This is a genomic window from Pseudomonas sp. CBZ-4, assembly GCF_000346755.1.
Lineage (GTDB): Bacteria > Pseudomonadota > Gammaproteobacteria > Pseudomonadales > Pseudomonadaceae > Aquipseudomonas.
This window is the reverse complement of sequence record NZ_ANNV01000150.1, coordinates 43,449-64,903: the sequence shown is the minus strand read 5'-3', so window position 1 is coordinate 64,903 and position 21,455 is coordinate 43,449. Positions and strand designations below refer to the sequence as shown.

The 21,455-nt window shown below is 63.0% G+C and carries 18 protein-coding genes; 10 read left to right on the top strand and 8 right to left on the bottom strand.

Translation table 11 applies throughout. From position 1 onward, the window contains the following. The first annotated feature begins 98 nt into the window (after window positions 1–98). The 10 genes from moeB (at window position 99) to nadA (ending at window position 11,689) form a co-directional block, all read left to right on the top strand. Window positions 99–1,271: a molybdopterin-synthase adenylyltransferase MoeB gene (moeB, locus tag B348_RS0120960; RefSeq protein ID WP_026136951.1), complete on the top strand. Its 1,173-nt coding sequence runs from the start codon at window positions 99–101 to the stop codon at window positions 1,269–1,271. Window positions 1,272–1,276: 5 nt separating this feature from the next. Beyond that, on the top strand, window positions 1,277–1,684 hold the full coding sequence (locus B348_RS0120955) for a Mov34/MPN/PAD-1 family protein (protein ID WP_017738013.1): 408 nt from the start codon (window positions 1,277–1,279) through the stop codon (window positions 1,682–1,684). 44 nt (window positions 1,685–1,728) lie between these two features. After that, window positions 1,729–2,001, top strand: a complete 273-nt coding sequence (locus B348_RS0120950; protein ID WP_017738012.1) for a MoaD family protein — start codon at window positions 1,729–1,731, stop codon at window positions 1,999–2,001. An 86-nt stretch (window positions 2,002–2,087) separates the two neighbouring features. After that, a complete protein-coding gene (locus tag B348_RS0120945) occupies window positions 2,088–3,914 on the top strand; it encodes a CoA transferase (RefSeq protein WP_026136950.1) in 1,827 nt (608 codons plus the stop codon). After that, complete coding sequence (locus B348_RS0120940) at window positions 3,911–5,560, top strand: class I adenylate-forming enzyme family protein (RefSeq protein ID WP_017738010.1); 1,650 nt, start codon at window positions 3,911–3,913, stop codon at window positions 5,558–5,560. Before B348_RS0120945 ends, B348_RS0120940 begins: the two co-directional genes overlap by 4 nt. Beyond that, on the top strand, window positions 5,554–6,690 hold the full coding sequence (locus B348_RS0120935; RefSeq protein WP_032865023.1) for an acyl-CoA dehydrogenase family protein: 1,137 nt from the start codon (window positions 5,554–5,556) through the stop codon (window positions 6,688–6,690). Before B348_RS0120940 ends, B348_RS0120935 begins: the two co-directional genes overlap by 7 nt. Next, entirely contained in the window at window positions 6,687–7,841 is a 1,155-nt protein-coding gene (locus tag B348_RS0120930) for an MFS transporter (RefSeq protein WP_017738008.1), read from the top strand. Before B348_RS0120935 ends, B348_RS0120930 begins: the two co-directional genes overlap by 4 nt. Beyond that, window positions 7,838–8,911 carry a hypothetical protein gene (locus tag B348_RS0120925; RefSeq protein ID WP_017738007.1) on the top strand — a complete coding sequence of 358 codons (1,074 nt, stop codon included), beginning with the start codon at window positions 7,838–7,840 and terminating at the stop codon, window positions 8,909–8,911. Before B348_RS0120930 ends, B348_RS0120925 begins: the two co-directional genes overlap by 4 nt. A 198-nt stretch (window positions 8,912–9,109) precedes the next feature. Next, window positions 9,110–10,396, top strand: coding sequence for an OmpP1/FadL family transporter (locus B348_RS0120920; RefSeq protein WP_026136949.1), 1,287 nt, complete (start codon window positions 9,110–9,112; stop codon window positions 10,394–10,396). A 234-nt stretch (window positions 10,397–10,630) separates the two neighbouring features. Beyond that, window positions 10,631–11,689 carry a quinolinate synthase NadA gene (gene nadA / locus B348_RS0120915; protein WP_017738005.1) on the top strand — a complete coding sequence of 353 codons (1,059 nt, stop codon included), beginning with the start codon at window positions 10,631–10,633 and terminating at the stop codon, window positions 11,687–11,689. Between the two features lie 134 nt (window positions 11,690–11,823). Here nadA and B348_RS0120910 read toward each other — a convergent pair whose 3' ends face one another. The 8 genes from B348_RS0120910 to B348_RS0120875 form a co-directional block, all read right to left on the bottom strand. Continuing rightward, on the bottom strand, window positions 11,824–12,312 hold the full coding sequence (locus tag B348_RS0120910) for an RDD family protein (RefSeq protein ID WP_017738004.1): 489 nt from the start codon (window positions 12,310–12,312) through the stop codon (window positions 11,824–11,826). 93 nt (window positions 12,313–12,405) lie between these two features. Then, on the bottom strand, window positions 12,406–12,624 hold the full coding sequence (locus B348_RS0120905) for a cold-shock protein (protein ID WP_003193835.1): 219 nt from the start codon (window positions 12,622–12,624) through the stop codon (window positions 12,406–12,408). Window positions 12,625–13,015: 391 nt separating this feature from the next. Continuing rightward, window positions 13,016–14,140 carry a glycine cleavage system aminomethyltransferase GcvT gene (gene gcvT / locus B348_RS0120900; protein WP_017738003.1) on the bottom strand — a complete coding sequence of 375 codons (1,125 nt, stop codon included), beginning with the start codon at window positions 14,138–14,140 and terminating at the stop codon, window positions 13,016–13,018. A gap of 39 nt (window positions 14,141–14,179) precedes the next feature. Next, the gene (locus tag B348_RS0120895; protein ID WP_017738002.1) at window positions 14,180–15,556 is read right to left on the bottom strand and encodes an L-serine ammonia-lyase; all 1,377 of its coding nucleotides are present in this window, start codon (window positions 15,554–15,556) and stop codon (window positions 14,180–14,182) included. 177 nt (window positions 15,557–15,733) lie between these two features. Further along, entirely contained in the window at window positions 15,734–18,571 is a 2,838-nt protein-coding gene (gcvP, locus tag B348_RS0120890; RefSeq protein WP_017738001.1) for an aminomethyl-transferring glycine dehydrogenase, read from the bottom strand. 10 nt (window positions 18,572–18,581) lie between these two features. Further along, window positions 18,582–18,965: a glycine cleavage system protein GcvH gene (gene gcvH / locus B348_RS0120885; protein WP_017738000.1), complete on the bottom strand. Its 384-nt coding sequence runs from the start codon at window positions 18,963–18,965 to the stop codon at window positions 18,582–18,584. A 412-nt stretch (window positions 18,966–19,377) separates the two neighbouring features. Continuing rightward, window positions 19,378–20,886 carry a sigma-54-dependent transcriptional regulator gene (locus tag B348_RS0120880; RefSeq protein WP_017737999.1) on the bottom strand — a complete coding sequence of 503 codons (1,509 nt, stop codon included), beginning with the start codon at window positions 20,884–20,886 and terminating at the stop codon, window positions 19,378–19,380. Between the two features lie 202 nt (window positions 20,887–21,088). Beyond that, window positions 21,089–21,451, bottom strand: a complete 363-nt coding sequence (locus B348_RS0120875) for a DUF5064 family protein (RefSeq protein WP_017737998.1) — start codon at window positions 21,449–21,451, stop codon at window positions 21,089–21,091. Window positions 21,452–21,455 lie beyond the last annotated feature (4 nt).

Here is a 21,455-nt window from a genome sequence, read left to right as displayed (position 1 = left end):
AAAAATATCCCTTATGAATATGAATGTCCTGATTTGTTGAATTGATTAAACCAAGTGTTTACTTGAGAATCACTTGCATTCAGAAACAGGTATTCGTGATGAAACTTCCTGCACTTGTAGAGCCACTTGCCCAACTAAGTAACGACGAAATAACCCGTTATAGTCGGCACTTGTTGATTCCCGATGTCGGCATGGACGGCCAGCGCCGTTTAAAGACCAGCAAAGTGTTGGTCATTGGTGCCGGTGGTCTCGGTTCGCCCGCGTTGTTGTACTTGGCGGCGGCCGGTATCGGCACCTTGGGCCTTATCGATTTTGACGTGGTGGACGAATCCAACCTGCAGCGCCAGGTGATCCACCGCGTCGCCACCGTCGGCCAATTGAAGGTCGACAGCGCCGCCGCCGCGATCCGCGATCTGAACCCCCATGTGCAGGTCAACTGCTACAACCTGCGCCTGGAATCGGAAACCGCCGTGCAGTTGTTCAGCGAGTACGACCTGATCCTCGACGGCACCGACAACTTCGCCACCCGCTACCTGGTCAACGACGCCTGCGTGCTGGCCGGCAAGCCGTACGTGTGGGGTTCGATCTACCGTTTCGAGGGCCAGGCCTCGGTGTTCTGGGAAGATGCTCCCGGCGGCGTCGGCCTCAACTACCGCGACCTCTACCCCGAGCCGCCGCCACCGGAACTGGCGCCGTCCTGCTCCGAAGGCGGGGTGCTGGGCATCCTCTGCGCGTCGATTGGCGCGATCATGGCCACCGAGGCAGTGAAGCTGATCACCGGCATCGGCGAAAGCCTGCTGGGCCGATTGATGGTCTATGACGCGCTGGAAATGTCCTACCGGCAAATGCCGCTGCGCCGGGCGCCGGGCCGTCAGCCGATTACCGCCCTCAGCGATTACCAGGCGTTCTGCGGCCTGTTGGCGCCCCACGGCGTGCAGCCGTCGGACATCCCGTCCATCAGCGCCCGCGAGCTGCACGCCCTGCGTGAACGCCGGGAAAACCTGCTGCTGATCGACGTGCGGGAACAGACCGAATGGGACATCGTGCGCATCCCCGGCGCGCAACATATCCCCAAGGGCCCGAACACTGCGCACGTCATCGAAACCCGCTTCGGCAAGCACGCCAACCTGGTGCTGCATTGCAAATCCGGCATGCGTTCCAAGGCGGTCTTGCTGGAGTTGCAGCAGCGCGGCTTCAGCAACGTGCGCAACCTCGACGGCGGCGTGCTGGCCTGGGTGCGTGATGTCGAACCGACGTTGCCGAGCTACTGACCGCCATGTTGAAGCTGCGTGCCGGCCTGCTGGAGGCCATGCTGGAACAGGCGCACCGCGATCACCCGCAGGAAACCTGCGGCATCATCGCCGCGCCGGTGGGCGAGCCAACCGCCGAACGCCTGGTGGCGATGGAGAACGCGGCGCGCTCCGCAACGTTCTTCAGCTTCGCCCCCAAGCAGCAATTGGCGGTGTGGCGCGAACTGGATGAACGGGACGAGGAGTGCCGGGTGATCTACCACTCCCACACCGCCAGCGTGGCCTACCCCAGTGCGGAAGATGTGAGTTATGCCGGTGATGCATCGGTGCACTACGTCATTATTTCAACACTGCCGGAAGTTGAAGTTGCAGTGCGCAGTTTTCGTATCGTGCAACGCAGAGTGACTGAAGAAGTTATCTGCATCGTTAATTAAACCGAAGTTAATCAATGGGCCAACTAAGGCCCAGGGAGTTCTGCATGTCGATTTCCGTGATGGTGCCCACTTTGTTGCGCTCTTTTACCCAGGATCAGAAGCGCGTGGAAGTGCACGGCAACACAGTTCTGGAAGTGATCGAACAGATGGAACGTGAGTATCCAGGCGTCAAGGATCGCCTGATCGGCGACGGCCAGGTGCATCGCTTCGTGAACATCTACGTCAACGATGACGACATCCGTTTCGCCGACAACCTGGGCACCGCGCTCAAGGCCGGCGACGCCATCACCATCCTGCCGGCCGTCGCGGGCGGCTGATCGGCGAACACGTCTCAGGGCTGGCGCGGCGTACCTCACCCGAGGTCGCGCGCGCAGCGATCACTCACCTTTCTGGCGAATGTCGAATGTCTGCACTTCTACACGGCTGTAGCCTCAGCGGCACGTTTACCGGCGCATCGGCCGGGATGGCCAGCTTGGCCGCGTCCCTGCGCTACCAGGCGACGGCGCTGGGCCTGGCGCCCCACGACAGCGACAGGCGCGATGCCATGTGCATCGGCCTGCATCATCCTGACCTCAAGTCGGTGCAGGGCGTGATTCAGGGCTGGGCCGACGGCACGTCCGCCGGCGCCACCGAACACACGCTGCAAGCGGCCTGCGGCCTGATGTCGGTGCACGGCCGCGCCAGCGGCAAGGCGCAGGGGCTGGGGGTGGATTACGTCTCCACCCTCGGCGCCAGCCTCGCGCTGCAAGGCGTGTTGGCCGCTGCCGTCGGGCAATTGCGCGGCGGTGATTTCAGCCGCGTGGACACGTCCATGGCCGGTGCCGGCGTGTTGAGCATCGCCCAATACCTGGCCGGTGCCACGGCGGGCGCTGAAGCCGAACGCCTGCTGCCCGGGGCGACGTGCGCGAAGAATCGCCCGCCGTTCATGTCGGCTGACGGCGTGTATTTTGAGTTGGAAACCCTCGACGCCGAACCTTGGCGGCGCTTCTGGGCGCAGGTCGGCATCGACGGCGAACAGGCCGGGCAGGGCTGGAAAGCCTTCCTGCTGCGCTATGCCAAAGCCGTCGCGCCGATGCCGCCGGTGTTCCGTCAGGCCATGGCGCGCTTGTCCATGGCGCGCATCACTGCGTTGTGCGCTTTGAGCGGCATGGCGGTGTGCCCGTTGCGCAGCCTTGCCGAGCGCCGTGGCGATGCGGACCTGCCCGCGCAAATCGCCCAAGGCCCGTGGAGTTTTGCCGTCGCTGCCGGCGGCCAGCCACTGCGCGCCCTCGACAACCCGGCGCTGCCGTTGAGCGGCCTCACCGTGATCGAATCCTGCCGGCGTATCCAGGGCCCGCTGGCCGGGCATCTGCTGGCGCTGCTGGGCGCCGAAGTGATCCGTCTCGAATTGCCCGGCGGTGATCCGTTGCGCGGCATGCCGCCGTGTGTGGATGGCGTGTCGGTGCGCTTCGATGCGCTGAACCGGCACAAGCAGGTGCGCGAGTTGGATATCAAGTCCCGCGCCGGTCGCGACGAACTGTTTGAGCGCGTGCGTGACGCCGATGTGTTCCTGCACAACTGGGCGCCGGGCAAGGCCGCCGAGCTGGGCTTGGACAGCAGCGACCTGATGCGCGTCAACCCGGCGCTGGTGTACGCCTACGCCGGTGGCTGGGGCCACGACCGCCCGGGCGAACCGCTACCCGGCACCGACTTTATGGTGCAGGCGTGGTCCGGTGTCGGCGCACAGATCGGCCAGGCGTCGGCCACGCCGGGTGGTTCGTTGTTCACCGTGCTCGATGTGCTCGGCGGTGTGGTCGCGGCGCAAGGCGTGAGTGCGGCATTGCTGCACCGGGCCCTCAGCGGCCAGGGCGCGCGCGTCGATAGCTCGTTGCTCGGCGCCGCCAACCTGCTGACGGTGCAGGACGTGCGCGCAGCAAGCCTGCTCAAGGGCGTCTACCCGACTGCCGACGGTGTGCTGGCCATCGACTGCCAGACCGCGCAGCAACTTGAACAACTGGAAAACATCCTCGCCTGCGACCTGCACAACGCTCCTGAAACGCGTGACGCAGCCATCCGCAGCGCCTTGGCGTCGCAACCCGCCGCTACCTGGCAACAGGTGCTGGGCGCCGCCGATATCCCGGCCTCAGTGGCCGTAGAAGACCTGTCAGCCCTGGCTCAAGACAGGCGATTGAAGACGTGTTTAAGCGTGAATGCCTATACCTCGGTCAACGCTCACTGGAGTTTTCGATGAATAACGCAGGCATTATCGATCTGGTTCCCGCCGCTGTGCGCAGCGTGTGGGAACAGGACGGCACCTACCCCAACCGTTCGGTCTACCAACTGTTTCGCGAGCACGCCGAGCGTGATCCGCACAAACCGGCGGTGCTCGAACCCGACAGCCGCATCACCTACGGCGAGCTGCACGCCGCGGCGCTGCGCATGGCTGCCAGTTTGCGCAACGCGGGCATCGTTGCCGGCGACGTGGTGGCGTACCAACTGACCAACAGCTGGCGCAGCTGCGCCATCGACCTCGCCGCTGCGGCGCTGGGCGCGGTGGTCGCGCCGTTTCCACCGGGGCGCGGCAGCCTCGACATCCAATCCCTGGTGCGCCGTTGCGATGCGCGCGCGGTGATCGTGCCGGCGCAGTACGCCGGCATCGATTTGTGCCAGGTCATCGAAGCCCTGCGCCCGACGCTGTTGTCGCTGCGCGTGCTGATCGTCGAAGGCGAGGCGCGCAAAGGCTGGCTGAGCCTTGCGCAGATGTTCCAGGCCGAGCCCCTGAGCGAAGCGCAATTGCCCGAGGTGTGCCCGAATTCTCCGGTGCGCTTGCTGGTGTCCTCCGGCACCGAGTCGGAGCCTAAATTGGTCGCCTATTCCCACAACGCCCTGGTCGGCGGGCGCGGGCGTTTCCTGCAACGCGTGCACCCCGAGGGCGGTACGTTCCGTGGCCTGTACCTGGTGCCGCTGGGTTCGTCGTTTGGTTCGACCGCCACCTTTGGCAGCCTGTCCTGGCTCGGCGGTTCGATTGCGGTGCTGCCGCAGTTCGATGTCGCGGCGGCCATCGACGCCATCGCCCAATTGCGCCCGACCCACATCCTCGGCGTGCCGACCATGCTGCAACGTATCGCCGCCGATGCGCGGTTGGCGCAGGTGGATAAATCCAGCCTGCTCGGCCTGATCTGCGGCGGTTCGCTGATCGACGAAGTCACCGTGCGCCGCTGTGTCGAGGCGTTCGGTTGCGGCTTTATCAGCCTCTACGGTTCCGCCGATGGGGTGAACTGTCACAACACCCTCGACGATGCGCTGGACGTGGTGTTCTACAGCGTCGGCCGGCCGAACCCAGCGGTGTGTGCGATCAAGATCTTTGACGAAGACGGCGTGGAATTGCCCCAGGGCAGCGTCGGCGAAATCAAGGCGCGCGGCCCGTTGAGCCCGATGCAGTACGTCAACGCGCCGGAGCTCGACGCGCAGTACCGCGACGCCGAAGGCTGGGTGAACACCGGCGACCTCGGTTACATCGACAGCGACGGCTACCTGATTTTGGCCGGGCGCAAGAAAGACATCATCATCCGCGGCGGCGCGAACATCAGCCCGGTGCAGATCGAAACCCTCGCCACCAGCCACCCGGATGTGGTCAGCGTCGCCTGCGTCGCGGTGCCCGACCCGGACCTCGGCCAGCGCGTGTGCATCTGCGTGACCTTGCGTGACGGCGCGCCGCGTTTCTCCCTCAGCGAGTTGACCGACTACCTGCGCGAGCAAGGGCTGGAAGTGAACAAGCTGCCGGAATACCTGCGCTTCTATCGCCAGTTGCCGCTGACGCCAGCGGGCAAGATCGACAAGAAATCCCTGGCCGCCGAAGTGGCGTTCCTCGAAAGCGGGGCGGGCATCGCATGTTAAGGGCGCAGCGGGTACGGCAGTTTGTCGATGAGCGCATCATCCCTTTGGAAGGCGAGTTGGCCAGCAACCCGCAGTTGCTGGCCGAGCTGAGCGAGCAGGCGCGGGCCGAAGGGTTGTGGGGCAATTTTTATCCGCAAACCGGCGGTAGCCTGCGCGAGTATCTGGCGGTGGCCGAGCAGGAGGGGCGTTCGGAATACGCCCCGGCGATCTTTGGCGATGACGCCACCCTGGATCTGCATATGCTCAGCCGCCACGCCAGCGAGGCGGTGCGCCAGCGTTTCCTGGAGCCGTTGGCGTGTGGGGCGATGGTGTCCAGTTACGGCATGTCCGAGCCGGACAGCATCGGCTCGATCCCGGCGACCATCACCGCGCAGGCGGAACTGATCGACGGCCAGTGGCGCTTGAATGGGCGCAAGTGGTTTATCTGCCGCGCCGAGCGGGCGGCGTTGGTCACGGTAGTGGCGCAGACGGCGCAGGGCTTGTCGATGTTCCTGGTGCCGGCGGATGCGCCGGGGTTTCGCGTGGTGCGGCCGTTGTCGATCCTTGGCCGTTTCAGTGGCCAGGGCGAGTTGGCCTTTGACGATGTGCCGGTGGCGCCCAGCTATGTGCTGGGCCAGCCGGGGCAAGGGCTGGCGCTGATGCAGGAGCGCCTGGGGCTGGGACGCATCCTGCGCTCGGTGCATTGGCTGGGGTTGGCGCAGCGTTGTTTTGACCTGATGTGCGCGCGTATTCATTCGCCCCGTGGCCAACAGGCGCGCCTGGCGGACAAGCAGTTGGTGCGCCTGCGGGTGTTCACTGTGTACCAGGCCATCGCCAGTGCGCGGTTGTTGTTGCAGGACGCGGCGGCCAAGCGTGATGCGGGCGTGGCCAACAGCGTTGAAGTGAATATCGCCAAGGTCGCGGCGTCCCAGGCGTTGAGCGCGGCGGCGGATTCGGCGATCCAGATCATGGGCGCCGAAGGCTTGAGCGCGTGGTCGCCACTGCCGGGGATCTACAACACGGCGCGCACCACGCACATTCTCGACGGCACCGACGATGCGCTGATCAGTGCAGTCGGCCGGCAGCTGCTCGACAGCTGTGGCGTGGACGGGTTGGACTTCGACCAGCCGTCGTCGGGAGCGCGGGGATGAGCAATAGCCTGTGGTTGCGCGTGGTGCTGACCTGCGCCATGGCCCTGCCGATGCTGATCTTCTACGCGGTCGGCACCCTGGGCCCGCTGATGGTCGCCGACCTTGGCGTGCCGACGCCATGGCTCGGTTGGTTGATCACCAGCACCTTTGGTTTTGCCGCGTTGCTGTCGTTGTGGGCCGGGCCGCTGGTGAATTGGCTGGGCAGTCGGCGCGGTTTGGCGTTGTTGTTTTGGAGCACGGCGTGTTCCTACAGCCTGCTCGCCGCTTTGCCGGGATTTGCGGGTGTGGTGCTGGCGCTGACGGTGTGCGGCATCGCCCAGGCGTTGGCCAACCCGGTGACCAATCTGCTGATTGCCGAGCGCGTGGAGCCAGCGTTCAAGGCGGCGGTGGTGGGGTTGAAGCAGTCCGGGGTGCAAGTCTCAGCGTTGTTTGCCGGTGCGTTGTTGCCGGGCTTGGCGCTGGGTTTTGGTTGGCGCGGGGCCTTGGCTTGCCTGCTGCTGCCAGCGTTGTTGCTGGCGGTGTTGGGGCCGCGTGTGGCGCCAGCGTCGTCGGCGCGTAAACCACTGAGCTTGCGGGTGGCACGGCCGACTGGGCGCCTGGCTGTGTTGATGAGTATCCAGTTGTGCGTGGGCGTGGTGTTGTCGTCCTTCGTGACTTTTCTCGGTGTGTTCGCCGCCGGGCAGGGCATGTCGGCCACGGCCATCGGTGGCTTGATCGCCGGCTTTGGCGTGATGGGCATTGTCGCGCGCACGCTGTTGACGCCGTTGGGCGCGCGCATGGCCGATGAGTCGTGGCTGTTGCTGGTGTTGCTGCTGCTGGCGAGCGTGGCGTTGTGGCTGACGTCCCAGGCTACGCCCGCGCGTCACTGGCTGTTGTGGGCCGGTGCGCTGGGCATGGGCCTGACGGCGGTGGCGACCAATGCCATCGCCATGAGCATGGTGCTGCGTGACCCCGGTTTCGGCGCACCAGCGCCCTCGGCCGGTCTACTCTCGGTGGGCTTTTTCGGCGGGTTTGCGCTGGGCCCGCCGTTGTTCGGGTTGGTGTTTGGCCAATCCTGGTGGATGCCCATCGGCGTGGTGCTGCTGGCCTGTGGGCTTAGCCTGGTGTTGACGCGGGTGCGTGCTGCGCCGGGTTTGCAGGTGGTCAAATGAGTGCGTTTGAAGTGTTGGACCGGCCGCTCAACAGTGCCGAGACGCAGCGCGCCATCGAGGCACTTCTGTCTCGACTGGAGCAGATCGAGGCGGTTTGTGGTGAGGGTTTCCCGCTGTACAACGACGGCGCCTGGAAAGTCTCGGCCGGTGGCTCGTGGCTGGGTGGTTTCTGGGCGGGTGTGTGGTGGCTGCGCGCGGTTCATTACGGGCGCCAGGCGGATCGGCAGCACGCGCTGAGGATTGCCGAACGCCTGCGGGACAAGCTCGACAGCGACACCCATCACCGCGCCCTGATCTTCTGGTACGGCGCCGGTCTTGGTGCGCAGTTGTTGGCGGATTCCGAGGCTGCCGCACTGGCGGGCGAGGCCGCACAGCGACTGGCCCATGGGTTTGATCCGGTGTTGTGTTGCATCCCCTTGGGCCGAGAAATGGGCGGTGGCGCGCTGGGTGATCGGTGCTTGAGCATCGACCCGTTGGTGGCGACGTTAAACCTGTTCGCATTGGGCAACACCCCTGACTTGCTGAGTTTGGGGCGCCAGCACTTGCAGACGTCGTTTCGCGCCTGTGCGGGCGCGGATGGCGCCTGGAGCAGTCACGCACTTCATGAACAAGGCCAATGGCACGCGGGCGACCCGGCGGGCGACTGGTCCCGTGGGCAAGCCTGGGCCATGCTCGGCCTCGGCGTTGGTGCGCGTCTGTACGGTGTGCCGTTTCGCGAGGACGCCCAGCGCGCCAGCCAATACTGGCTGCGCAGCCGCTCGGTGCAAGCACCGCTCAATCGCCAGGCTCAGCCCGACGGGCCAAACGATCCGTGTGCCGCCGCCATGGCTTCGCTGGCCCTGCAAGCACAGGCGCTGGAGCAAGCCGATGGGCAGCTGTTGCAGCAGGAGGCAGGGCGTTTGCTGGCGGCTATCGTGCGCAGTGGCGACTTTGTCGAAGGGCGTTTCAGCGGGCATTGTTATCGCACGTCGGCGACGACAGAGCAGAAGGTGGAATCGGCCTGTGGCAGCTTCTTTTTGCTGGCGGCGCTGATGGCTTGGGCGGGGGAGTTGGATGCTCGGGTGATCTGAGCCCCCGTCTGCGCCTACGGATAGAAACCAGCGGGTCACGATCAGGTTAAAAAGTCATAAAAAGAAGCGCTAAATCAGTCAAAGTCTTTGAAATGGCTATGATTGTCCGACAATTTCGCGCATGAAAAACTCTTCATAATCGCTCCCCTCGAAGGTTGGTAGTTTTCTCCCCGCTGCCCAACAATTCGAGTCCTAATAATGAATAAAAAAACTCTTAAAAGCGCTCTGGCGCTCGCCATTTCGCTTGCCTCTACACCGCTGTTCGCCGGAGGTTTTGCCCTCAACGAACAAAGCATCAGTTCGATGGGTACAGGCTACGCCGGTCGCTCGTCCTCGGCCGATGACGCCAGTACGGTGTTCGGCAACCCGGCCGGTATGGCGCGCATCAAACAGAATGAAGTGAGCATCGGTGCGACCTACCTCGATGCCAAATCCAACATCAAGGACGCCAGTTCCTCCCAGGGCGGCGCCGACAACCCAGGTACCAACAAAGGCGACATGGTCCCCGGCATTGCCGTGCCGATGGGTTACCTGGTGACGCCGATCGACGAACACTGGGCGTTTGGCCTGGGGGTCTACGCACCGTTTGGCCTGGTGACCGACTACGAGCACAGCTTCCAGGGCAATGGCTTTGGCAATAAGAGCAAGGTCCAGGTCATCACCGTGCAACCGACGGTCAGCTACGCGTTCAACGACAAGGTGTCGGTAGGTTTCGGCCCGACCTTCAACAAGATCAGCGGCGAGTTGGACTCCAAGGTGCCTGCGTTTGGCCTGGGCACGGAAACGGCCAAGATCAAGGGCGATGACACCGCAATGGGCTTCAACGCCGGGATTCTGGTGCAGGCCCTGGACACGACCCGCGTTGGCGTCACCTACCATTCGCAAGTGGTCTATCACCTGAGTGGCCATACCAACGCTTCGGGTGTGCTGTCCGACCTGCTGGACGGTGGGCCGCAGAAGTATGACGCCAAGCTGAACGTCACCACGCCATCCTCCGTGGACTTCTCGGTTACCCATCAGTTGAGCGATGCCCTGACCCTCTACGTGGGCAGCACCTACACCCGCTGGAGCCAGTTGAAAAAGATCACGGTCAACAACAGCGGTGTGTCCGATATTACCGCTGAGCTGGCCGGCCTGGATTCCATCACCGAAGAGCAGCACTGGCATGACACCTGGTCCCACGCGATTGGCCTGTCGTATCAGCTCAACCAGCAACTGGTGTTGCGCACGGGCTTCTCCGTGGACCAGACCCCGACCAACAACACCAATCGCTCTGTGCGTATTCCTACAGGTGATCGCACCGTCTTCAGCCTGGGTGCCGGCTGGACGCCCGTGGATAACCTGACCTTTGACGTGGCCTATTCCTACCTGAAGGAGGAGCCGATCAAGGTCCGCGACAACAACCCGCAGTTGCAGCTGACCTACGACGCCAAGTACGAAAACAGCGCCAACGGCTTTGGGGGTTCGGTCACTTATCGCTTCTGACCTGTGCAAACATGAAACGGCAAGGCCCATCACTGGACCTTGCCGTTTTTTTTGCCCGACAGGCGTGCCACTGGATGCCAGATTTGGCTTTTGAAACGATTGGATATTCTGTAGCCTTGCGCAGCTTCACCCGTGCTTGATGAACAAAAACACTTCGTCCGGCGGCGCCCGAAAGGCTCCAGAGCCGGTGGTACACTCGACTTTCGCGCTACTGCGCCTGCAGGTCTTGCGAACATGACGCACATTTCCGAACGCCTTCTGGTTCAAGCCCACCTCGACGCCAAGCAGCCCAAGGCCCTCAGCGCCGACGAAGAGGCGAGCCTGCGCGCCGCCATCGCCGCCGAGCTTAAAGCCCAGGACGCGGTGCTGGTGGCCCACTTCTACTGCGACCCGGTGATCCAGGCCCTGGCCGAAGAAACCGGTGGCTGTGTTTCCGACTCCCTGGAAATGGCCCGCTTCGGCGCCGCCCACCCGGCCAAGACCGTACTGGTCGCCGGCGTGCGGTTCATGGGCGAGACGGCCAAGATCCTCACCCCGGAAAAACGCATCCTCATGCCGACCCTGGAAGCCACGTGCTCCCTCGACCTGGGTTGCCCGGTGGACGAATTTTCGGCGTTTTGCGACCAGCATCCCGAGCGCACCGTGGTGGTCTACGCCAACACCTCGGCGGCGGTCAAAGCCCGCGCGGATTGGGTGGTGACGTCCAGCTGCGCGCTGGAAATCGTCGAGAGCCTGATGGACAACGGCGAGACCATTATCTGGGGCCCGGACAAGCACCTGGGCACCTACATCCAGCGCCAGACCGGTGCCGACATGCTGCTGTGGGACGGTGCGTGCATCGTCCACGAAGAGTTCAAGTCCAAGCAGTTGGAAGACATGAAGGCGCTGTACCCGGACGCCGCGATCCTGGTGCACCCGGAATCGCCGACCGCCGTGATCGAACTGGCGGACGCCGTGGGTTCCACCAGCCAATTGATCGCGGCTGCCCAGCGTTTGCCGAACAAGACGTTTATCGTGGCCACCGACCGCGGCATCTTCTACAAGATGCAGCAGTTGTGCCCGGACAAGGTGTTTGTCGAAGCGCCCACCGCCGGCAACGGCGCGGCATGCCGCAGTTGCGCGCACTGCCCGTGGATGGCGATGAATACGCTGGAGCGGACGTTGCAGTGCCTGCGTGAGGGCAGTAACGAGATCTTTGTCGAACCGTCGGTGATTCCGCAGGCGGTGCGGCCGCTCAAGCGCATGCTGGATTTCACCCAGGCGGCGCGGTTGAAGTTGGTGGGCAACGCCTGACCTTGTTGTGAACACGGTTAAAACTGTGGGAGCTGGCTTGCCTGCGATAGCGTCAGTCCAGTCGATGCACTATTGACTGATAGACCGCTATCGCAGGCAAGCCAGCTCCCACAGTTGTTTTGTGTCGCTCCAACTTACTTTTTTTGCTTCGGGATCCGCACCAACTGCGTATCCGAATAGATGTCATGCCAGCTGCGCTTTTGCTTATCAAACAGCGACCAGACAAACCCCAGCCCCACGCACAACCACGATGCAATCGACACCACAAACCGCAGCAGCGCCTGCCACAGGCTGATGCGCGAGCCATCCGCGTTCTGCACGCGCACGCCCCACACCTGCATGCCCAGGGTCTGCCCGGAATGGGTCCAGAACTTGGCGAAGAAACCAAACACCACAAACAGCAGAATCGTTGACAGCAGCGGGTCGCCGTCCAGCGCGCCGGATTCGGTGAGGGTGCGCATCCTGGCTTCGCCGATAAACGCCATCCACACCAGCTTGTAGATAAACGCGGTGACGATCAGCAGCGCGGTGCACAGCAAGAAGTCATAGAACATCGCTGCCAGACGACGGCCCAGGCCAACGGCGGGAAATTCGCCCTGGGGGCTCAGCAGGGATTTGGACATGGCAGGCTCTCTGGAGAAAAAACCCATAGTACGGAATAACGCCCATAAAAAAGCCCCTGATGTCATATCAGGGGCTTTTTGTCGCAGGAAGGATCAGCCTTCTGCTTGTACTTCGTCTGCTTGCAGGCCTTTTTGGCCCTGGACCGAGACGAAGGTCACTTTCTGGCCTTCTTTCAGGCTCTTGAAGCCGTTGCCTTGAATAGCGCGGAAATGCACGAACAGATCCGGGCCGCTTTCTGGAGTGATAAAACCAAACCCTTTCTCGTCGTTAAACCACTTGACGGTGCCGCTCTGACGTTTGCTATCCGACATTTTCTTATTTCCTTGACGCTAAAAATTAATGACAGCCTCTTTCGCATGAAAGAGTACTGGGCTGGATTGCAGGAAAGTAAGACGTCGAACGGGTTGTAGCGCAACTACTTCAGCTACTGCCCAGGTCCAGGTTCAAAGCGACCCATGCAAACACAGTGGGCAAACTCTACGCCAACTAATAGAGAAAATACAAGCCCTGCCAAAACCCCAGCGTTTGCTCGGCTTTATGACACTTTTGTCACCGCGGTGGATTCGGCTTATTCGATAGAGTTGATCACTTGTTATAGGTTATCCCCTATTAAATTGACTATCGTCAATGCACTGTTTTATGGCGGCTGCGTTACAAATTAGTGCGCGTTAACGCAGCCGCGTTACTTATAGAAACAGTCAATCAGCCGCGATAGTAACGTTGCGGCACAAATGGCATTTTACTTACACGAAGTGGCACCTTTTTCCCACGTACCAACGCAGACACTTCCGTATCCAGTGCCGTGAATGCGCTGTCCAGGTACCCCATGGCCAGCGGGCCGCCGAGGGTCGGGCCAAAACCGCCGCTGCACACGTTGCCGATCACGGTGCCGTGTTCGTCGACGATCTCTGCGCCTTCACGCACCGGCGTACGCTCTTGGGGCAGCAGGCCCACACGCTTGCCGCTCACACCGGTTTGCTGCTGGGTAAAGATGCGATCGGCGCCCGGGAAACCACCGGCACGCGGGCCATCGGCGCGACGGGCCTTGGAGATCGCCCACAACAGGCTGGCTTCGATGGGGGTGGTCTCGGCGTTCATGTCGTGGCCGTACAGGCACAGGCCGGCTTCCAGGCGCAGGGAATCGCGGGCGCCCAGGCCGATGGCCTGTACTTCGGTCTCGGCCAGCAGGCTGCGGGCCAGGCTTTCGGCGTTGGCGGCGGGCACGGAGATTTCAAAGCCGTCTTCACCCGTGTAGCCCGAACGGCTGACGTAGCACTCCACACCCAGCAGGCGCAGGGTGGCGAACTGCATGAAGGTCATCTTGGTCACTTCCGGTGCGAGGCGCGCCAGCACCTTCACCGCCGCCGGGCCTTGCAGGGCGAGCAGGGCGCGTTCTTCGAACAGCGGCTCGATGCTGCACTGTTCGCCAATGTGTGTGCGCAGGTGCGCCAGGTCCTGGTCCTTGCACGCGGCATTGACCACCAGGAACAGCTCGTCGTTACCCAGGTTGGCCACCATCAGGTCGTCGAGGATGCCGCCTTGGTCATTGGTGAACATCGCATAACGCTGCATGCCCACCGGCAGGTCGATGATGTCGACCGGTACCAGGGTTTCCAGGGCCTTGGCGGCATTCGCGCCAGTGAGGCGGATCTGGCCCATGTGGGACACGTCGAACAGCCCGGCCTGATCACGGGTGTGCAGGTGTTCCTTCATCACGCCCAACGGGTATTGCACCGGCATGTCGTAGCCGGCGAAGGGCACCATGCGCGCGCCGAGTTCGAGGTGCAGGGCGTGCAATGGGGTTTTCAACAGGGTTTCGGTGGACATGTTCAGCTCCTGAAAAACGTGCTGGCGCGCCTTGAGGCGTCAGCACTCGATAATGTTGACCGCCAAACCGCCACGGGCGGTTTCCTTGTATTTGCTTTTCATATCGGCGCCGGTCTGGCGCATGGTGCGGATGACCTTGTCGAGGGACACAAAGTGCTGCCCGTCGCCGCGCAAGGCCATGCGCACCGCATTGATGGCTTTCACCGAGCCCATTGCGTTGCGCTCGATGCACGGCACCTGCACCAGCCCGCCAATCGGGTCGCAGGTCAGGCCGAGGTTGTGTTCCATGCCGATCTCGGCGGCGTTTTCCACCTGGGACACCGTGCCGCCTAACACTTCGCACAGGGCGCCGGCGGCCATGGAGCAGGCCACACCGACTTCGCCCTGGCAGCCGACTTCGGCGCCGGAGATCGAGGCGTTTTCCTTGTAGAGAATGCCAATGGCGGCGGCGGTGAGCAGGAAGCGCACCACGCCATCTTCATTCGCACCGGGGATAAAGCGCATGTAGTAATGCAGCACGGCCGGCACAATCCCGGCCGCGCCGTTGGTGGGCGCCGTCACCACGCGCCCGCCGTTGGCGTTTTCTTCGTTGACGGCCAGCGCGTACAGGTTGACCCAGTCCAGCACCGACAGCGGATCCCGCAGCGCCGACTCCGGGTGCTTGCACAGTTGCCGATGCAACGCCGCCGCACGGCGCTTGACCTTCAAGCCGCCGGGCAAGATGCCTTCGTTGCGACAGCCCGCATCCACGCAGTCCTGCATGACCTGCCAGATCTTCAGCAACCCGGCGCGGGTTTCCGCTTCGGGGCGCCAGGCACTTTCGTTGGTCAGCATGACCTGGCTGATGGACAGCCCGTACGTCGTGCAATGGCCGAGCAAGTCCTTGGCGTGCTTGAACGGGAAGGTCAGCGGTGTGGCATCTTCGACGATGCGGTCGGCGCCGGCGGCGTCTTCATCCACCACAAAACCACCGCCGACCGAGTAGTACTCACGGCTGCGGATCTGGATGTTGGTGGCGTCGAAAGCACGAAAGATCATGCCGTTGGGATGGTAGGCGAGGGGTTTGCGGATCATCGCCAGGTGTTCTTTCTCGTTGAACGCAATGCTGTGTTCACCGAGCAAATTCAGGCGGCCGTCCTTGCGCATCTGCGCCAGGCGGGCGGCCACGGTTTCGGTATTCACGGTGTCGGGGTGTTCGCCTTCCAGGCCCAGCAACACGGCCTTGTCGCTGCCGTGGCCTTTGCCAGTGGCGCCCAACGAGCCATAGAGCTCCACCTTGACGCAGGTGGTGGTGCCCAGCAGGTGGTCGCGCTTGAGGCCCTCGACGAATCGAGCGGCGGCGCGCATCGGGCCAACGGTGTGGGAACTGGAGGGGCCGATGCCAATCTTGAACAGGTCGAACACGCTTAAAGACATGAGTTGTTCTCCGGTTTCTTATTATTTTCTGGATGGACTCGGTCTAACTGTGGAGGAGGTCCATGTGGGAGCTGGCTTGCCTGCGATAGCAGTGGGTCAGGCAACATCTCTGTCACTGATACACCGCTATCGCAGGCAAGCCAGCTCCCACATTGAATCGTGTTCCGTCAGTCAGGTTTACGCGTAGCTCTCGATCGACGGGCAGGCGCACACCAGGTTGCGATCACCAAACACGTTGTCCACCCGCCCAACCGGCGGCCAGTACTTGCCTTCGATCAACGACGGCACCGGGTACACCGCCTGCTCGCGGGTGTAGGGGTGCGTCCACTCGCTCACCAATTCAGCGGCGGTGTGTGGCGCGTTTTTCAGCGGGTTGTCGTCCTTGTCCAGGGTGCCGTTTTCCACCGCGCGGATTTCTTCGCGGATGGCGATCATGGCGTTGCAGAAGCGGTCCAGTTCTTCCTTGGATTCGCTTTCGGTCGGCTCGATCATCAAGGTGCCGGCCACCGGGAACGACATGGTCGGTGCGTGGAAACCGAAGTCGATCAAACGCTTGGCCACGTCATCCACGCTGATGCTGCTGCTGTCTTTCAGTGGGCGCAGGTCGAGGATGCATTCATGTGCCACCAGGCCGTTGCTGCCGGTGTAGAGCACGGGGTAGTGCTCTTCGAGGCGACGGGAGATGTAGTTGGCGTTCAGGATCGCCAGTTGCGAAGCGCGCTTGAGGCCTGCGCCGCCCATCATGCTGATGTACATCCAGGTGATCGGCAAAATGCTCGCGCTGCCGAACGGCGCCGCGCACACCGCGCCTTCCTTGCGTTCCATGGCCGCGTGGCCTGGCAGGAACGGCGTGAGGTGCGACTTCACGCCAATCGGGCCAACGCCCGGGCCGCCACCGCCGTGGGGAATGCAGAAGGTCTTGTGCAGGTTCAGGTGGGACACGTCGCCGCCGAACTTGCCCGGTGCGCACAGGCCGACCATGGCGTTCATGTTGGCGCCGTCGATGTACACCTGGCCGCCGTTGTCGTGAATGATCCCGCAGATTTCGCGGATACCTTCTTCGAACACGCCGTGGGTGGACGGGTAGGTGATCATCAGCGCAGCGAGGTGCTCGCGGTGCTCGATGGCCTTGGCGCGCAGGTCTTCGATGTCGACGTTGCCGCGTGCATCGCAGGCGGTGACGACCACGCGCATACCGGCCATGTTGGCGGTCGCCGGGTTGGTGCCGTGGGCCGACGACGGGATCAGGCAGATGTCGCGACGTTCATCGCCACGGCTCTGGTGATAGGCACGGATCGCCAGCAAGCCGGCGTACTCACCCTGGGAACCGGCGTTCGGTTGCAGCGAGATCGCGTCGTAGCCGGTGGCGGCGCAGAGCATGGCTTCCAGGTCGCTGGTCAGCTCCAGGTAGCCGGCGCTTTGCTCGGCCGGGGCGAACGGGTGCAGGGCGCCGAACTCGGCCCAGGTCACCGGGATCATTTCGCTGGCGGCGTTGAGCTTCATGGTGCAGGAGCCCAGCGGGATCATGGTGCGGTCCAGCGCCAGGTCCTTGTCGGCCAGCTTGCGCAGGTAGCGCATCAGCTCGGTTTCCGAGTGATAACGGTTGAACACCGGGTGGCTGAGCACGGGCGACTGGCGCAGCAGGGCAGCGGGCAGGGTGCTTTCAGTCTCGGTGAAGGCGGGCAGTGCCTTGCCGTCGGCGAAGATCGACCACAGCGTTTCGATATCAGCCTGGTTGGTGGTTTCATCCACGGAAACGCCAAGACGCTCACCGTCCACCACACGCAGGTTGATGCGCTGGGCGCGGGCCTTGTCGTGCAGCGCGGCGGTGTTGGCGCCGGTGTTGAGGGTGAGGGTGTCGAAGAAGTTTTCCTGCTCGACCTTCAAGCCCAGGGCGGTCAGGCCCTTGGCCAGGATCGCGGTCAGCTGGTGCACGCGCTGGGCGATCTGGGTCAGGCCTTTGGGGCCGTGGTACACGGCGTACATGCTGGCGATGTTGGCCAGCAGCACCTGGGCGGTGCAGATGTTCGACGTGGCTTTCTCGCGGCGGATATGTTGCTCGCGGGTCTGCATGGCCAGGCGCAGGGCCGGCTTGCCGAAACGGTCGACGGATACACCGACCAGGCGGCCCGGCATGTCGCGCTTGAACGCATCCTTGGTGGAGAAGTACGCCGCGTGCGGGCCACCAAAGCCCAGCGGCACGCCGAAGCGTTGCGCGCTGCCGATGGCCACGTCGGCGCCGAACTCACCCGGCGGAGCGAGCAGGGTCAGGGCCAGCAGGTCGGCGGCCACGGCCACCAGGGCGTTGGCGGCGTGGAAGCGCTCGGTCAGTGCGCGGTAGTCGAACACGTCACCGTTGCTTGCCGGGTATTGCAGCAGGGCGCCGAAGAACGGGCTGACGTCGGTCAATTCGCGCTCATCGCCTACGACTACTTCAATGCCCAGTGGCTCGGCACGAGTGCGCAGCACGTCGAGGGTTTGCGGGTGGCTGTGGATCGAGGCGAAGAAGGCGTTGCTGCCCTTGTTCTTGCTCAGGCGCTTGCAGAAGGTCATGGCTTCGGCGGCGGCGGTGGCTTCGTCCAGCAGGGAGGCGTTGGCGATCGGCAGGCCGGTGAGGTCGCTGATCAGGGTCTGGAAGTTCAGCAGCGCTTCCAGGCGGCCCTGGGAAATTTCGGGTTGATACGGCGTGTAGGCGGTGTACCAGGCCGGGTTTTCCAGGAGGTTGCGCAGGATCGGCGACGGCGTATGGCAGTTGTAGTAGCCCTGGCCGATGTAGGTCTTGAACAGCTGGTTCTTGCCGGCGATGGCCTTGATCTTGGCCAGGGCTTCGGCTTCGCTCAGGCCGTCTTCCAGGCCGAGCACGCTGGTGCCCTTGATGCTTTCCGGGATCACGCTGGCGCTCAGGGCTTCGAGGGAGTCAAAACCCAGGCTGGCGAGCATCTGCTGCTCGTCTTCCGCACGCGGGCCGATGTGGCGGGCGATGAATTCGTTGGCGGTGGTCAGTTGAACGGTCATTGCGCGCTCCTCAAGCTTCGGCGTTGGCTTTGATCAGGCGGTCGTACGCGTCCTGATCCAACAGTTTAGCTACCGCGCCGGCATCGGCCGGTTTAAAGCGGAAGAACCAGCCTTCGCCCATCGGGTCTTCGTTGACCAGTTCCGGGCTGTCGCTCAACTTGTCGTTCACTTCCAGTACTTCGCCCTCAAGCGGCATGTACACGCCGCTGGCGGCCTTGACCGACTCCACGGTGGACGCTTCGTCGCCCTTGTCGTAGGCCTGCAACTCCGGCAGTTGCACGAAAACCACATCACCCAGCGCGTTCTGTGCGAAAGCGGTGATACCCACGGTGACGCTGCCGTCAGCTTCGGCGCGCAGCCATTCGTGATCTTCAGTGAAACGCAACTCGCTCATGGAAACTCCTCAGGGCCAGATTCGTCTGGTGGACGGAATAATGGGGAGTTGCTTAGCAAGATCGCGGCCAAGGTTGTTAAATTGTTATAAATCAACAAGTTAGCAAAATTGGTTATAGCCTTATGCATTGAGGGTGTAGCGATTTCGCTACAGTTCTGCACAGGAAAAAAAGCCTATGCGGATCAAAGCCTTGCATGGCACGCAAAAAACAGGGTTGTAGCGATATCGTTACGCTGTAGCGCTATCGGTACACTGGATGTCGTTCTCAGACCCAAAATTGGAATGCGATCACTGTGGGAGCTGGCTTGCCTGCGATAGCATCACCGCAGTATCACTGAAAGACCGAGTTGCCGGTATCGCAGGCAAGTCAGCTCCCACAAAAGCCTGCTCCACATGTTGAGCTGTGTTTTTGTCAGGGCTTGCTGGGAATGCCGTACTTGCGCAGGCGATGGGCGATGGCGGTATGCGACGTTTGCAAGCGGCTGGCTAGCTGCCGAGTCGAGGGATAGCTGGTGTAGAGCTTCTCCAGCAGGCTGCGCTCGAAGTCTTCCACGGCCTGTTCCAGGCTGTCGACTTCGTTGTCGCCCTGGCGCGCCACCGAGGTGCCGGCGATGTCGAGGTCGCCGATGTCCACCAGGCTGCTTTCGCAGATGGCGGCGGCGCGGAAGATCACGTTCTGCAACTGGCGCACGTTGCCCGGCCAGCGGTTGCCCAGCAGCGCCGGGTAGGTGCCCGGCGCGAGACGGCAGACCGGGCGCTGGATCTGCGCACAGGCCTGCTGCATGAAGTAGCGCGCCAGCAGCAGGATGTCCTGGCCGCGTTGGCGCAGCGGTGGCACTTCGACGTTGAGCACGTTGAGGCGATAGAACAGGTCTTCGCGAAAAGTGCCCTCGCTGACCATCTTTTCCAGGTCGCGGTGGGTGGCGCTGAGGATGCGCACGTTGACCTTCACCTCACGGTCGCCCCCGACGCGGCGGAAGCTGCCGTCATTGAGAAAGCGCAGCAGCTTGGCCTGCAAGTAAGGCGACATCTCGCCGATCTCATCGAGAAACACCGTGCCCTGGTTGGCCAGTTCCATCAGCCCCGGCTTGCCGCCACGTTGCGCGCCGGTAAACGCGCCCGGCGCGTAGCCGAACAACTCGCTCTCGGCGAGGTTCTCCGGCAACGCCGCGCAGTTCAATGCCAGGAACGGTGCACTGTGGCGCGCACTGCTGGCGTGACAGGCCCGCGCCACCAGCTCTTTGCCGGTGCCGGTCTCGCCCTGGATCAACAGCGGTGCATCCAGCGCCGCCACCCGCTGCGCCCGCGCCTTGAGGGTACGGATCACCGGCGATTCGCCAAGCAGCGCATCAAAGCCTTCGGCATGGTCGTGGTGCAGCGCCGACAGTTGTTCGCCGATGCGGTTGGGTTGGTAGAGGGTCAGCAGGGCGCCGGCGTCGGTGATCGGCGTGGCGTCCAGCAGCAGGGTCTGGCCGTTGACGCTGATCTCGCGCAGCGGCAAGCGAAAGCCATGCTCCAGCAAGGTCGCCAGCAGCGCCGGGTCGTTGAACAGCTCGCCGATGCTTTCGCCGGCCGGCTCGCGCCCGTACAGCGCGATCAAGGCCGGGTTGGCCAGCAGGATCTTGCCCGCGCTGTCCAGGGCCAGCACCGGGTCGGTCATGGCGGCCAGCAGGGCGTCGAGTTGCAGGTGGCGGCGCTGGCCGGGGAGGATGTCCACCACGGTGACGGCCTGTACGCCGTGCACGCTGAAGAGGGCGTCGCGCAGTTCTTCGAGCACCTCGGCGCTGAGGGTCGGCGCGTCGATGTAGACGTTGGGCGGCACCATCTCCACCGCATCCAGGTTGAGATTGCGCCCACCGAGCAGGGCCAGGACTTCCTGGGTGATGCCGACGCGGTCGATGAAGCTGACGTGGATACGCATGGGGCGAATCTGGATTCTGGCGAGCGAGAGGCGGCCAGTATGCCTGACGGGCGATGGAGATCAAAAAATGTGGGAGCTGGCTTGCCTGCGATGGCGGTGGAGCAGTGATATTGATGTCGCCTGACACTCCGCTATCGCAGGCAAGCCAGCTCCCACACAAGCCAGCTCCCACATTTGTCCTGTTTTGCCTATGAGAGAAGGGTCATTCCAGGTGTTCAGGCTTGACCGGATCACCGGGCTTCACATCCAACTGATGCCGCACATCCTCGAACATCAGGTCGTACTGCTTGTGCATCGAGCCGTTGAGCACCGCGACCTTCGGCATCCCGTACTTCTGCGCGATGTTCATCGCATGCCGGGCAAAGTCGAACGCCTGGTCCTTGGGCAGGAAAAACTCCTCCTTGAGGTCCTTGCCCTGCACCGAGCCATGCAGCTTGAAGAGCATGCCCTTGCCTTCCTTGGGGTCCTGGCTGACTTCGTAGTCGATGCACAGGTTGTAGCTGTAGTCATTGGCATTGAGCGCATGACGTTCAACGTGCAGGTGACCCGGTTCAAAGATGGCCATAGGC